The organism is Streptomyces similanensis, from assembly GCF_039543625.1.
GTDB lineage: Bacteria > Actinomycetota > Actinomycetes > Streptomycetales > Streptomycetaceae > Streptomyces > Streptomyces similanensis.
In genome coordinates, this window is sequence record NZ_BAABKC010000100.1 from 1 (window position 1) to 14191 (window position 14191).

Below are 14191 nucleotides of genomic sequence, written 5' to 3' on the forward strand. Positions count from 1 at the left end.
GTCCCGGCGCCCGCCGCGGCCGTCCCGGCGCCCGCCGCGGCCGTCCCGGCGGCGGCCACGGGGCTTTCGAGGCGGTCGGGGTTCCCCGGGCTGCCGCGGCCTTCCGCGGTTCCGGTGGCTGCGAGGAGCCGGGTGGTCTCGGCCGCTCCGTGGGGTCCGGCGGCTCGGGTGGCTCCGGCGGCTCGGGTGGCTCGGGTGGCTCCGGTGGCTCCGGTGGCTCCGTGCGGGCCGGTGATTGCGGCGGCTCCGTGGGTCCCGGGGGGTCCGGCTGCTCCGGGCGTGCCGGTGGTTCCGGGCGCGCCGGGCGTTCGGGGCGTGCCGGTGGTTCCGGGCGCGCCGGTGGTTGCGGGCGTGCCCGTGGTCTCGGCCTCGGTCATGGCCGAGACCCGCCGGGCACGGGCGCCCCGCCCGCCGGGTGGGTCAGCACCAGCGCGGCGCGGGCCCGATGTTGTCGATGAAGCGGGCCGCGCCCCACGCCCAGGTGCCGTCCGCGAGCAGGTACCAGACGTTGTTGCCCTGCACGCTCTGGCCGGGCGTCTTGCAGTAGATCCAGACGACCTCGCCCGGCCGCGCCACCCGCAACACCCGGCTGCCCCGGTCCGGGCGGGAGCGCAGGGCCAGCCCGCCGCGCGCGGTGACGCGGCCCCGGTAGAAGCGGGTGCCGGCCGGGTCCGTACCGGCGGGCACGACGGTCTGCGCACCGGCGGTCGCGGCGGGCGTGCCGGTCGCGGCGCCCTTGCCCGGGGCGGCCGGAGTGCTGCCCGCGCTCGGCGTGGCCGTGCCGCCGGCCGGTGTGGGACCCGAGGCGCCGCCCCGGCCGTCGTCGGCGACGGCGGGCACGACGGCCGCCGCGGCCGCCAGGACGCCGGCCGCCGCCGCCACGGCCAGCCGGGTGAGGGGGGAACGCAGGGACATGAAGAACCTCCACCTGAGGTGGCGAAGCCCGCCATGAGCGGACGAATCTGACTAACCGCCACATTAGGAGCGGCGCCCCCGCGATGCCCGCCGCACTGCGCCATCGGGGCCGCGCGTCCCCACGGGCGGAGGCGTCTGCGCGGCGCCGATGCGGGCCCGGCGGACGCGGCGGGCCAGCGAGCGGGGTGGTCCTCGGCCGCCCGGCCGGCCTGGAGGTCGCGTGGGGGTCGTCTCCGTCGCCCGGCCATCCGGCGGTCGCGAGGTGTTGTCCCCGGTCGTCCGGCCGCCTGGCGGTGGCGTGGGGTCGTCTCCGTCGCCCGGCCATCCGGCGGTCGCGTGGCGTCGTTCCCGGTCGTCCGGCGGTCGCGAGGCGTTGTCCCCGACCGACCGGCCGCCCGGCTATCGCGAGGCGTCGTCCCCGGTCGTCCGGCCGCCTGGCGGTCGCGTGGGGTCGTCTTCGTCGCCCGGCATCCGGCGGTCGTGAGGCGTCGTCTCCGACCGCCTGGCCGCCCGGCTATCGCGAGGCGTCGTCCCCGGCGGTCGGGCCGCCCGGCGGTCGCGTGGGGGCGGCCCCGGCCGGCTCGCCGCCCGGCGGTCGCCGCGGCAGTGTCAGCGTCGCCACCGCCCCGCCGTCCGGCGCGTTGGCGAAGTCCAGCCGCGCGCCCAGCACCTCCGCCTGGCCCAGCGCGATGGTCAGCCCCAGTCCGTGCCCGGTCGCGCCGCCCTCGGTGCGGAAACGCTGCGGCCCGTGCGCGAGCAGGTACTCCGGATAGCCCTCGCCGTGGTCGCGCACGCTGAGCGCGGGACCTTCCACGCGCACCACCACCGGCGCCCGCCCGTGCCGGTGCGCGTTGGCCACGAGGTTGCCGAGCACCCGCTCCAGCCGCCGCCGGTCGGTCTCCACGTACACGTCCCGCACCACCTCGACGTGGGTGCCGTCGCCCGCGCCGCCGCCCGCCGCGCGCACCACCCGCTCGGCCACCGTGCTCAGATGCTCGGCGTCCAGGTCCAGCCGCTCCCGCCCGGTGTCCAGCCGGGAGATCTCCAGCAGGTCCTCGGTGAGGGTGCGCAGCGCGGCCACCCGGTCGCGCACCAGCTCGGTCGGACGCCCCGGCGGCAGCAGCTCGGCCGCCGCGTGCAGTCCGGTCAGCGGCGTGCGCAGCTCGTGCGCCACGTCCGCGGTGAACCGCTGCTCGGCCAGCAGCTTGCCCTGGAGCGAGGACGCCATCGAGTCCAGCGCGGCGGCGACCGCGGCCACCTCGTCCTGCGGACGGGAGCGGTCGCGGCTCAGCGGGTCGTTGACGCGGGCGTCCAGATCGCCCGCGGTGATCCGCCGGGCCACCCGCGCCGAGGCGTGCAGCCGCCGGGTCACCCGGGTCACCGCGAACGCGCCGACCAGCAGCGTCGCCCCGATCGCCAGGGCCGAGGACCACAGGATGGCCCCGTCGAGACCGGCGATGGTGCGGGCCTGCTGCGAGTAGTCGACCTCGACGGCCAGCGTCCGGCCGTGGTCGGCGGGCCCGGCCGCCCACATCGTGGGCCGCCCGTCGTGCCGGCCGACCATCGTGCCCCGCTGCCCCCGCGCGGCCAGCCGGCGCAGCGACTCCGGCAGCGCCGGCGGGTCCACGCCCGCGCCCGGCAGCAGCGTGTCGCCGTTCTCGAACGCGTCCGTCGCGTCCTTCAGCCGGGACAGCGCGAGCGCGCGGGCCTGGCCGACGGTCTGGTCGGTCACCGAGACGTGCACGAGGATGCCGAGCAGCGCGGCCAGCGCGCAGCACATCACCGTGATGAAGGCCGCGGCCTTCATGGCCAGGGTCCCGGCCCATCCGGGCAGCGCGACCCTCATCCCGTGTCCCCGGAGGGCGTGAGGTCCGGGGTCGGGGTGGGGCGGGGGACCGGGGAGGGCGAGGCGGTGGCCGCCGGGGTGTGCGCCCGGGTGGGCTTGCGCCGGCCGGTGCGCAGGAACTCGTCGCGGGAGAACACCATCGCCCGCTGGTCCGCGTCCCAGGACCAGGTGGTGCGGTACTCGTACCCGGCGATCCCGGCCGGCGAGCGGATGATCACCGCCCGTCCGGCCAGCTCCACGCCGATCACCGCGTCGTCGTTGGCGAACACCTGGACGAGTTTGTGCTGCTCGAAGGTGTAGACGCGGACGGCGGTCTGGTTGGTGGGGTACAGCCGGAAGCCGAGCGTCATGTCCTCGCGCCCGTCGCCGGTCAGATCACGGAAGTACGGCCGCATGACCGGGCACCGCGCGCCGGCCGCCCCGGGCTTGCCGCAGTCCGCCAGCCGGGCCGCCGCCTCGCGGTAGGGCGCCTTGGCGGCGGTGTAGTCGTCCGGGTGCGCGGCGACCTCGGCCCGTACGACGGCCGCCGGGTCGACCTTGCGGATGTCGTCGCCGGGGGCCGTGATCCCCTTCACCGTCTCGATCTGCACCTCGTCGTAGGGCCAGGCCGGGCTGGCGGCCGGCCGCAGCGTGGGCCAGAGCCGGGCCGGGCTGATCGCGGTCGGCGTGCCGCCGGCCGACTCCAGGCCGCCAGCGTCGCCGCACCCCGCCGCCGCGCCCACCAGCAGGGCGACGAGGGCGGTGACCAGGGCGGGGCGACGGCTGCGGAACACTGCTCTCCGGTGGGCGATGGGGCGGGCGATGGAGGAGGGTGAGGAGGGTATGGGGCACGCAGGGGGCGCGTACACCTTATTCGTACGGAAGTCCTTTTTGCGTACGGGGCGCCGCACCGTGCGGGGCGTGCACAGAATGACGAAACGATTATTCGGACAGTTCCTCCAGCAGCCGGACCGTGGCCAGCCCCGCCCGCAGGTAGTCGACGAACAGCGTGTTGTGCAGCGCCCAGGGCGAGCGGCGGGCGCGGATCAGCCGGACCGCCTCGTCGGCGGAGCATCCCCGCCGCACCAGCGCGTGCCCGACGACCAGCCCGGAGCGGTTGTAGCCGGACCAGCAGCGGACCAGGACCCGGCGGCCCGCGTCCAGCGCGTCACCGGCGGCCTCGGCCAGCCGGATCACCCCGGCCAGCTGCGTACCGTCCAGCGGGCCGTCGGGAATCGGCCACACCTGGTGCTCCACGCCCGGATCGGGGCCGTACCCCGGCAGCCTCAGCAGGCTCTGCACGAGGTCGAACTCGTCGCGCACGACGACCGTCTCCCGCTGCCCCGAACGGGTGCGCGTCTCGTGCCCGCCCATCCACAGGCCGGGCACGATCTCGCTCCACGGGCTGTCCGGAGCCGGTACGTCGGGCTGCTTCCCGCGGGTCCGCAACGGCGCCTCCCCCACTCCGCTCCCCACCGCCCCTCCACGGTAGCCGGGTTCTTGCCCTGACAGCACCCTCCCTGTTCCCATGGTCGTAGGGGTGATGGTGCATGAGCGGATCACGTCGACGACCCGGACCGGCCGGCCCGGGCGGCCTGCGCGTCGTACCGGGCCGGCACCAGGGCCAGGAGCGGCTCTACGTCTGCCGCCCGGACGGCGGGAGCGCCGCCTGGTACGACCGCGAGGCGGCCCGCGTCCACCTGCTCAGCGAGGCCGACCGGGAGGACGTGCTCCAAGCCCTCGGCCCCTTCCTCACCGGACCGGTCGCGGTCGGACCGCCGCCCGTGCCCACCGCCGCCGACCTGGCCCGGCTGAGCCTGCACCCGGACGACGACCTCGCGCCGAACCGCCCCGGCGAGGCGCTGCTGATCGCCCTCGACCGCGACCCGGCCCCCGCGCACCGGCTGCGCCCGGACCCGCGCCGCCGGGCGCTCACCGCCGAGCGGACCGTCGGCGGGGCCCTCGACCGGCTGGACGGCGCCGGCTGGCACACCCTGCACTCGATCCCGCTGCCCGGCGGCGACCGCGTCCACCACCTGGTGATCGGGCCGGGCGGCCTGTTCGCCGTGCACAGCCTGTACGCCCGCAAGCAGCGGGTGCGGATCGCCGACCCGGTGGTCACGCTCGGCCGACGCGCCCCGGAGCCGCTGCTGCGTCTGCTGCGCGCGCTCGCCGCCCGGGCGTCCTACGCCCTGACCGCCGAGGTGGTTCCCCTGCTGGCCCTCACCGACCCCGCCGGCCTGCTCGTCACCGCCCCGCCCAGAGCCCTGCGCGTCCTCGACGCCGCGTCCCTGCCCGCCCTGGCGAGACTGGGCGGCGTCCTCAAACCGGCGGACGCGGACGCCCTGCACGCTATGGCGCGGGACAGGAGAACCTGGAACCGGGTGTGAGCCCGCCCCCGGCCGCGGCGGCGCCCTCCGGGAGAGCCCGCCCCCGAGCTCACGGCAACTCCGCCGCCCCGGAAGCATCCAGCACCGCCGCCATCGGATCCCCGAACTCCCGCACCCGCCCCGCCACGTCCTCCGCCCGGAACTCCAGCCCCCCGGCCCCCTCGCACCCGGCGACCTCCTCCCACGTCACCGGCGCCGACACCGTCGGCACCCGCCGGGCCCGCAGCGTGTAGGGCGCCGCGGTGGTCTTGCGCGCCGCGTTCTGGCTCCAGTCGACGAACACCTTCCCCGCCCGCAGACTCCGCGTCATCCGGTGCAGCACCAGCTCCGGCATCGCCTTCTCCGCCTCCACGGCCAGCCCCTTCGCGTACTCCGAGGTCCGCTCGCCGGACGCCCCGCGCACCGCGGCCAGCAGGTGCAGCCCCTTGGACCCGGACGTCTTCGCGTACGCCGTGATCCCGTCGCCGGCCAGCCGTTCCCGCAGCCACAGCGCCACCCGGCAGCAGTCCACCACCGTCGCCGGCGCCCCCGGGTCGAGGTCGAGGACCAGCCGGTCCGCCTCGCCGGGCGCCTCGGCCACCCACTGCGGCGTGTGGAACTCGGTCACCAGGTTCGCCGCCCACATCAGGCTCGGCAGATCCTGCACCAGCACCATCCGTGCCGCCCCCGCCGACCGGGGCACCTCCGCCGTCGTCACCCACTCGGGCGTACCCGGCGGCACGTTCTTGACGAAGAAGCGCTCCCCGTCCGCCCCGTCCGGATACCGCAGGAAGGACAGCGGCCGGTCGCGCAGATGGGGGAGCAGCACATCGGCGACGGACGCGTAGTAGTGCAGCACCTCGCCCTTGGTGAAGCCGGTCGCCGGATACAGCACCTTGTCCAGATTGCTGAGCGCGACCCGCCGCCCCTCCACCTCCGTGATCGGTGCCATACGATAAGAAAACCACGACGTACCACTGCGAACACTTGCGAATACCTACGAACGCCTCAAAACGCCACGAACCTCCCGTACCGCATCGATTCGGAAGGTAGCGCCCGTGCGATCCATCTGGAACGGCGCCATCTCGTTCGGCCTGGTCAGCATCCCGATCAAGCTGATGAACGCCACCGAGCACCACACCATCTCCTTCCGCCAGATCCACACGGAGGACGGCGGCCGCATCCGCTACCGCAAGGTGTGCGAGCTGGAGGACCGCGAGGTCGCCCAGGGGGAGATCGGCAAGGGCTACGAGGAGTCGGACGGCAGCATCGTCCCGATCACGGACGAGGACCTGGCCCATCTGCCGCTGCCGACCGCGCGGACGATCGACATCGTGGCGTTCGTCCCGGCCGACCGGATCGACCCGCTCCAGATGGAGAGCGCCTACTACCTGGCCGCCAGCGGCGCCCCCGCCGCCAAGCCGTACACCCTGCTGCGCGAGGCCCTCAAGCGCAGCAAGCGGGTGGCGATCGCCAAGTTCGCCCTGCGCGGCCGGGAACGCCTCGGGATGCTGCGGGTCGTGGACGACGTGATCGCCATGCACGGCCTGCTGTGGCCGGACGAGATCCGCGCCCCGCAGGGCGTCGCCCCGGACACCGACGTGAAGGTGCGCGACCAGGAGCTGGACCTCGCGGACGCCCTGATGGACACGCTCGGCGAGGTGGACCTCTCGGACCTGCACGACGAGTACCGCGAGGCCCTGGAGGAGGTCATCGCCGCGAAGGCGGCCGGCGAGGTGCCGCCCGAGAGCCCGGAACCCGCCCCCGGCGGCAAGGTCCTCGACCTGATGGCGGCCCTGGAGAACAGCGTGCGGGCCGCCAAGCGGTCCCGCGGCGAGGGAGACGGGGGAGAGGAGACGGCGGAGCGGGAGCCGGAGGCCGCGCCCGCCGCCGAGGCCGAGGTCAGACACCTCCCGCGGCGCAAGGCCGACCGCGCCGCCGAGGAGAAGCCGGCGCCCAAGAAGTCGACCGCGAAGAAGACGGCGGCGAAGAAGAGCGCGGCGAAGTCCGAGCCGAAGAAGACGGCGTCCACCGCCAAGTCCACGGCCAAGAAGAGCACCGCGAAGAAGACCCCGGCCAAGAAGACGGCCGCCCGCACCCGCACGGCGTAGCGCGCACCCGTACGGCATAGCCCGCACCCGTACGGCATAGCCCGCACCCGCACGGCGTGACAAGCGTCCGCACGGCGTAGCGCGCGTCCGGGCGGCGCGCCCCCGCGGCCGGCGGCCGCCGGACACGGGGCCGCCGACCGCGGGGCCGCCGCCCGTCTTCCGGACCCGCCCCCGTGCCCCCCCGCACCAGCTACACCCGCCGCAGCGCCAGCACCGCGTTGTGGCCGCCGAAGCCGAAGGAGTTGCTGAGGACCAGGTCGCCGTCGGCCGGCAGCGGGCGCGGGGCGCCGGTCACCACGTCGAGGGCGATGTCCTCGTCCACCTCCGCGCACCCCACGGTCGGCGGTACGACCCCGTGGTGCAGGGTGAGCACGGCGGCCACGGCCTCGACCCCGCCGGCCGCCCCCTGGAGGTGCCCGAGGTGCCCCTTGAGCGCGGTCACCGGGACCTCCGGAACCCCTGCCCCCGCGCCGCCGCCGAGCACGGCCCGCAGCGCGACCGCCTCCGCGAGATCGCCCTCCACCGTGGCGGTGGCGTGCGCGTTGACGTGCACGACGTCCACCACGTACCCGCCCGCGTCCCGCACCGCCCGCCGCAGCGCGAGCGCGACGCCGCCGCCACCGGGGTCCGGCGCGGCCATGTGGTAGGCGTCGGCGGACAGCCCCCACCCGGCGGCCTCGCAGTAGATCCGGGCGCCCCGGGCCCGCGCGTGCTCCTCGGCCTCCAGGACGAGGAGGCCCGCCCCCTCGCCGTTGACGAACCCGGCGCGGTCCCGGGCGAAGGGCCGTGACGGCGAGGCGCCGTCCTCGATCCCGAGCCCGGACAGGGCCCGCATCGCGGCGAACGACGCCATGATCGCGGGCGTGACGACCGCCTCCGCGCCACCGGCCAGGGCGACGTCGACGCGCCCGTACCGTATGCGGTCGATCGCCTGCCCGATGGCCTCGGTGCCGGAGGCGCAGGCGCTGGTCACGGTGCGGGCCTCGCCGGTGACGCACAGGTCGAGGGAGACCTGGGAGGCGGCCTGCGAGGGCACGGTCATCGGCGTGGTGAGCGGGGACACCGCGCGCGGCCCCTTCTCGCGCAGCTTCCGGTCCCCGCCGACCAGCACCGAGGCGTCCCCGAGGATGGCCCCGAGGCTCACTCCGACCCGCTCCGGGTCGAGCCCGCTCTCCCGGGTGCCGCCGTCGGCGAAGCCGGCGTCGCGCCACGCCTCACGGGCGGCGAGCACGGCGAACTGCGCCGACCGGTTCATCCGCCGGGCCGCGGCCCGGGGCAGCAGCGCGGCCGGGTCCACCGGCACCGTGCCCGCCGTCCGCACGGGCAGTCCGGCGAACTCCTCGTCCGCCAACTCCGTTATGCCGTGCCGCCCTTCGAGCAGTCCCCGCCACAGTTCGGGCACTCCCGCGCCGAGCGGGGTGAGGGCGCCGAGGCCGGTGACGACCACCCGCCGGGGCACGACCGGCGAGGGCTCGCGGGCCGGCCGCGCGTGATGCCGTACGACGTACCCGGCCCGGTCGGCGTCGGCGGCCCACCCCCGCACCGTGTCGTCCGGGACCGTCCCGGAGGTGCGGGACTCCAGGTCACGGTGCCACACGCCCCACCGCCGCCGGTACGTCACCTCGACGCCCTCGGGATCGACGGCCCGCAGCCGCGTGACGGTGTCCCCGTCGCGGAACTCCACGGCGTCCAGCCGGGGCGAGGTCACGGACGGCACCGCCGCCACGTCCGTGCGCCGCCCGGCGACGATCACCTCCTGGCCGCGCCGCAGTACCTCGTCGCGGTCCACTCCGCCGAGCGGCGGCCGCAGCGTGAGGCGGATCGTCCCGGGCGACTCGGGCAGGGTGTGCATCACGGCACGCCATCGCCGCTGTCCGGCGGCCTCCCGGGTCAGCGCGACGAGATCGCCGGGGACGAGCTCCTCGGCGGTCACCGGGTGGGGATCGATGGGGACTTCTGGCATCTCGGACGAAAAGGACATACCCGTACTTCTTCCTGGCTGCTTCCTGTGACCCAACTGCCGCAATGCGGACCAGAAAGAGTGAAACGGGCAAAGGTCCGAAAAACTACGGAAGTAGATATGGGTCCCAAACAGGACGCCTGTACGAATACCCGCAAAGCACGCGAACAGCACCCGAGTTGAGGCGCGCCCCCGGCCCGGATGTGCGCCGGCTCACTCACGCTCGCCGCCACGCCGGGGTGAGACCCCCGCCACACCGCCCGGCGCGGGCCGGTCCTTCCTACCGGCGCACCAGCGCCAGTGGATCGCGCAGCGCCCGCCACAGACCGGCGCCGAGCGCCACCGCCACGACGCCGAAGCACACCCAGAACACCAACTCGCTCCCCGTGGCGAGTTCGTACGTCGTCCCGTCCTCCCAGGCGCAGTAGGCCCGCGGCGGGAACGTCCGTGAGACGCCGGTCACCGCGCCGCCGCCGATGACGCCCACCCGGTACGGCTCCCGGGGGCAGGGGGCGGTGTCCGGGAAGAGGACGTAGTCGGCCGCCGTCACGACCGACAGCCACGCGAGCGCGCCGACCGGCACCGCCAGCAGCACGACGGCCTTCACCGCCACGTGCGGCGTCGGACGGCCCAGCAGTCCGCGCAGCCCGACCAGACAGAGCACGAGCCCCGCGAACACCGGCAGCAACGTCACGCCGTGGCCGCCCGCCCGCCGGCGTCCTCCGGCACGAACACGCTCAGCCGGTGGACGGTCGGCCGCGCCAGTCGTCCGCAGAGCGTGTCGACGCGGACGGCCGCCGGGTCGAACCCCGCCCCGCCGGCGCCCAGTTCGCGCAGGCGGTCACGCAACCGCGCCCGGTCCTCGGTCTCCAGAACGACCTCCCAGCGCCCAGCGCCGAGTTCCGTACCGAGCTCCGCGCCGAGAGCCGTACCGAGTTCCTTACCGGCGGCCGGCCGCCGCGCGGCGGCCCGCTCGCGCGCGCGTCCGCGCTTCCGCTGTCCTGGCATCGGCCCAGCATCCCCGGACCGCGCCCGTCCGGCAACGCGACAGGGCGCCGTGGCCGCCGCCGTCCGCACGCGGCGGCCCCGATTCCGCACGCGGCCGGCCCGGATAGGGAAACCCCTCTCCCTCGGCGCAGTGCCTGGCCGCCCGGAGCGCCGGTTCCCGACACTCGTGCGTCGGCGCGGTTCCGCCCACGGGCGGCGCGGCCGCCGGCCCACTCGCCGCACGAGGTGAAAGGAACTCCCCGCCCCATGGACATACGAAGAGCCGCGAGACTCCTGACGGTCGCTCTGGCCTGCGTGTCCGCGTCCGCCGTAGCCCTGCCCGCCGCCACGGCGGCCCCCGCGCCGCACCGGACCCCCGCGCCGGCCGGCGCCGGAGTCTTCGCCGCGGCCCCCTACACGGCCGACCCGACCCCCGCCGTCCGCGACCGCGTCGTGACCGACGCGCGCAAGGCGCTGGCGGCCCACCCGGGCCCCGCCCACAAGAGCGACGGGGACGCCTTCTCGGTCCGCAACCTGGTCGTCGACCGGGACGGCTCCGCCACCGTCCGCTTCGACCGCACCTACAAGGGGCTGCCGGCCTACGGCGGCGACGTCGTCGTACGCCTGAAGCGGGACGGCGGCTACGAGTCGCTGGCCACCGGCGCCAGGACCTCGGCGGCGGTCTCCACCGCGCCCGAACTCACCGCCGCCCGCGCGGCGCGGGAGGCCAGGGCCGCCTTCGACGGCCGCGTCGACTCGGTCTCCGCCGCCCACCTGGCCGTACAGCTGGACGGCGCGCACGCCACCCTGGTCTGGGAGACGGTCGTCGGCGGAGTGCGCCCGGACCAGACACCGAGCCGGCTGCACGTGCTGGTGGACGCCCGTACCGGCGCGGTCGTACGGACCAGCGACGAGGTGGACACCTTCGCGGCCGGCACGGCCACCGCCGGGGCCGGACGCACCGCCGCCACGCCCCGCACCGCCACCGCGGCCGCCCCCACCGCCGCCGGCACCGGCCAGTCCATCTACAGCGGCCGGGTCTCCCTCGACGTCACCCAGTCCGGCAGCGGCTACACCCTCCAGGACCCGGCGCACGGCAACGGCTACACCACCAACCTCAACCACGCCACCAGCGGCACCGGCAGCGTCTTCACCAGCACCAGTGGCACCTTCGGCAACGGCGCCACCAGCGACCCGGCCTCCGCGGGCGTCGACGCGCACTACGGCGCGGCGAAGACGTTCGACTACTACAAGAACGTCCAGGGCCGCAACGGCATCTTCGGCGACGGGCGGGGCGTGCCGTCGCGCACGCACTACGGCAACGCGTACGTCAACGCCTTCTGGGACGGCACCCAGATGACGTACGGCGACGGCCAGGGCAACGCCCGCCCGCTGGTCGAACTCGACGTCGCCGGACACGAGATGAGCCACGGCGTCAGCGGCGCCCTCACCGGCTGGGACGAGACCGGCGAGACCGGCGGCATGAACGAGGGCACCAGCGACATCTTCGGCACCATGGTGGAGTTCTACGCCAACAACCCCGTGGACACGCCCGATTACACGATGGGCGAGCTGATCAACATCAACGGCGACAACCGCCCGCTGCGCTACATGTACAACCCGTCCCTGGACGGCCAGTCGCCCAACTGCTGGACCAGCGGCAACGGCGGCCTCGACCCGCACTACTCGATGGGCCCGCTGAACCACTGGTTCTTCCTGCTGGCCGTCGGCAGCGGCGAGCACGGCTACGGCAACAGCCCCACCTGCGACGGCTCCACGGTCACCGGCATCGGCAACGACAAGGCCGCCAAGATCTGGTACAAGGCGCTGGCCTCCTACGCCAACAGCAGCGAGAACTACCACCAGGCCCGCACCGACTCGCTGCGCGCGGCGGCCGACCTCTACGGCGCGCACTGCGCCGAGTACAACGCCGTCGCCGCCGCCTGGACGGCCGTCAGCGTCACCGGCGCCGACCCCGTGCCGGGCACCTGCACCAGCCAGCCGGGCGCGCCCTCGGTGACCAATCCCGGCAACCAGAACGGCGTCGTCGGCACCGCGGTCTCCCTCCAGATCCAGGCGAGCGACCCCGGCGGCAAGGCACTCACCTACAGCGCGACCGGCCTGCCCGCCGGACTGTCGATCGACGCCACGACCGGCCGGATCACCGGCACCCCGACCACGGCCGGCACCTCGTCGGTGACGGTCACCGCGAAGAACACCGACAACGCCACCGGCACCGCCTCCTTCACCTGGACGATCACCGGCGGCGGAACCCCGCCCCCGCAGGGCTGCGGCAACCTGCCGGCCTGGAGCGCGACCACCGGCTACGTGCCGGGCGACCAGGTCTCCTACAACGGCCACAAGTGGACCTCGCAGTGGTACTCGACCGGCGCGGAGCCCGGCGCGCCCGGCTCCTGGGCCGTCTGGAAGGACGCGGGGGCCTGCTGAGGCCGCCGCCGCGTACGCGACCGGGCCGTCGGGGGGAGACCGGCGGCCCGGTCGTCATGCCCGGGGGACGTACGCGTCCAACGCCCCGATCGCGTCCAGCGCCTCGATTGGTCTTGACCTTTCCCGAGGGCCGGTCCTAAATTCGGCGCGGCACCACGAACATGGCAGGTTCATGATCGGCACTGGCTTCCGACACGTGAACAGGGCTGTCTCCGGGAGGGCTTGCGATGACCGAGCCGACCACCCCGCCGGGAGCCGAGCCGACCATCCCGCCGACCACCCCGCCGGGCGCCGCGCCGACCACCCCGCCGGGCGCCGAACCAGCTGCCCCCCTGCCGCCCGCCGCCGAACCGGCCGGCCCCCGACCTCCCGCCGTCGGACGCGACGCCCTGCGCGACACCGTACGCACCCACCTGACCTGCTCCGGCGGTGTCCTGCTCACCGGCCCGGAGGGCATCGGCAGGACCACCCTCGCCGCCCAGCTCGCGGCCGACCTCGGCGCCCGCGGCCACCGCGTGCTGCGCTGCTCGCCCGCCCCCGCCGAGCGCGACACCCCCTTCCTCGGCCTCATCGACCTGCTGGCCCCGGTCGCCGACGACGCCCTCGCCGCACTCGCCGCCCACGAACGCGCCGTACTCGAAGCCGCCCTGCTGCGCACCGCACCGCCCGCGGGCACCGCACCCGTCACCGGGCACGCCGCGCTCGTCCTGCGCATCGCCGTGCGCAAGGTCCTCGCCCGGCTCGCCACCGCTGCCCCGCTGCTGCTGGTCGTCGACGACGCCCAGTGGCTCGATCCGCCCACGGCGCAGATCCTCGACTTCCTCTCCCGGCGCGGCGACGGGGCCCCGCCCGTCCTCGCCACCCTGCGCACGGACGGCCCGCCGGACACACCCGCCGGATCCGGCGCCCCCTTGACGTCGGCGGCGCCCAACCGCCCCTACGGCCCCGACAGCGCCCAGGACCTGTGCCCGCGCCCGGTGCGCCGCGTGGCCGTACCGCCCATGACCGCCCACGAGATCGCCGAGCTGCTGGAGGCGCACGACCAGCCGCCCTGGCCCCGGCCGCTTCTCGCCCGCCTGCACCACGCCAGCGGCGGAAACCCCCGTACGGCGCTGGAACTCGGCGCCGCCCTCGACGAACGGGTCCGCGCCCCGGGCGCGGAGCCGCCCGACTGCGCGGAACCGCTGCCCGTACCGGACCGCCTGCGCCGCCGGGTCCTCGACCGGGCCGACGCCCTGCCCGCCCGCGCCCGCCGGACTTTGGTCACCGCGGCCGCCGCCGCCCGCCCCACCGTGGAACTGCTGCGGCGCGCGGGCCGCCCCGACGCCGCGGCCGACATCGACACCTGCGTACGGCACGGCCTCCTCACCGGCCCGCAGGGCTCAGGCCACGCGACCTTGAGGTTCAGCGATCCGCTGACCCCGATCGTACTGGCGGCCGAGACACCCTACGAGGACTGGGCGGCCGCGCACCGCGCGCTGGCCGACGCGTCCGACGACGCCGCCGAGCGCGCCCACCGCCTCGCCCGGCGCGCCGCGGGCCCCGACCCGGCGGTCGCGGCCCGGCTCGCCGACGC

The 14191-nt window shown here is 75.8% G+C and carries 12 protein-coding genes; 4 read left to right on the forward strand and 8 right to left on the reverse strand.

Annotated features, from left to right (window positions below; genetic code table 11):
- Positions 1-420 precede the first annotated feature (420 nt).
- The 4 genes from ABEB07_RS29710 to ABEB07_RS29725 all read right to left on the reverse strand — a co-directional run bounded on the left by ABEB07_RS29710 (position 421) and on the right by ABEB07_RS29725 (position 4189).
- Complete coding sequence (locus tag ABEB07_RS29710) at positions 421-915, reverse strand: SH3 domain-containing protein (RefSeq protein ID WP_176150486.1); 495 nt, start codon at positions 913-915, stop codon at positions 421-423.
- A gap of 514 nt (positions 916-1429) precedes the next feature.
- Complete coding sequence (locus ABEB07_RS29715; protein ID WP_345671171.1) at positions 1430-2761, reverse strand: HAMP domain-containing sensor histidine kinase; 1332 nt, start codon at positions 2759-2761, stop codon at positions 1430-1432.
- A complete protein-coding gene (locus tag ABEB07_RS29720; RefSeq protein ID WP_345671172.1) occupies positions 2758-3534 on the reverse strand; it encodes a hypothetical protein in 777 nt (258 codons plus the stop codon). The genes ABEB07_RS29715 and ABEB07_RS29720 overlap by 4 nt, the downstream gene beginning before the upstream one ends.
- 148 nt (positions 3535-3682) lie before the next feature.
- Positions 3683-4189 (reverse strand): protein-tyrosine phosphatase family protein, encoded by a 507-nt coding sequence (locus ABEB07_RS29725; protein WP_345671173.1) that lies wholly within the window; start codon positions 4187-4189, stop codon positions 3683-3685.
- A 101-nt stretch (positions 4190-4290) separates the two neighbouring features.
- On the opposite strand from ABEB07_RS29725, the gene ABEB07_RS29730 reads away from it, so the two are divergent.
- A complete protein-coding gene (locus ABEB07_RS29730) occupies positions 4291-5130 on the forward strand; it encodes a nuclease-related domain-containing protein (RefSeq protein WP_345671174.1) in 840 nt (279 codons plus the stop codon).
- A 49-nt stretch (positions 5131-5179) separates the two neighbouring features.
- Here ABEB07_RS29730 and ligD read toward each other — a convergent pair whose 3' ends face one another.
- Positions 5180-6061 (reverse strand): non-homologous end-joining DNA ligase, encoded by an 882-nt coding sequence (gene ligD, locus ABEB07_RS29735; protein WP_176150490.1) that lies wholly within the window; start codon positions 6059-6061, stop codon positions 5180-5182.
- Positions 6062-6167: 106 nt separating this feature from the next.
- Here ligD and ku point away from each other — a divergent pair, with 106 nt between their 5' ends.
- The gene (gene ku / locus ABEB07_RS29740; protein WP_345671175.1) at positions 6168-7220 is read left to right on the forward strand and encodes a non-homologous end joining protein Ku; all 1053 of its coding nucleotides are present in this window, start codon (positions 6168-6170) and stop codon (positions 7218-7220) included.
- Positions 7221-7410: 190 nt separating this feature from the next.
- Here the strand turns inward: ku and ABEB07_RS29745 are convergent, their stop codons facing one another.
- From ABEB07_RS29745 to ABEB07_RS29755, 3 genes are all read right to left on the reverse strand, one after another.
- On the reverse strand, positions 7411-9201 hold the full coding sequence (locus ABEB07_RS29745) for a beta-ketoacyl-[acyl-carrier-protein] synthase family protein (RefSeq protein ID WP_345671177.1): 1791 nt from the start codon (positions 9199-9201) through the stop codon (positions 7411-7413).
- 259 nt (positions 9202-9460) lie between these two features.
- On the reverse strand, positions 9461-9874 hold the full coding sequence (locus ABEB07_RS29750) for a hypothetical protein (protein ID WP_176150493.1): 414 nt from the start codon (positions 9872-9874) through the stop codon (positions 9461-9463).
- A complete protein-coding gene (locus tag ABEB07_RS29755) occupies positions 9871-10188 on the reverse strand; it encodes a hypothetical protein (protein WP_345671178.1) in 318 nt (105 codons plus the stop codon). The genes ABEB07_RS29750 and ABEB07_RS29755 overlap by 4 nt, the downstream gene beginning before the upstream one ends.
- A gap of 246 nt (positions 10189-10434) precedes the next feature.
- Here ABEB07_RS29755 and ABEB07_RS29760 point away from each other — a divergent pair, with 246 nt between their 5' ends.
- Positions 10435-12615, forward strand: a complete 2181-nt coding sequence (locus tag ABEB07_RS29760) for a M4 family metallopeptidase (protein ID WP_345671179.1) — start codon at positions 10435-10437, stop codon at positions 12613-12615.
- A 227-nt stretch (positions 12616-12842) separates the two neighbouring features.
- Positions 12843-14191: AAA family ATPase (locus ABEB07_RS29765; protein ID WP_345671180.1), on the forward strand; the 1349-nt coding region annotated here is incomplete at its 3' end.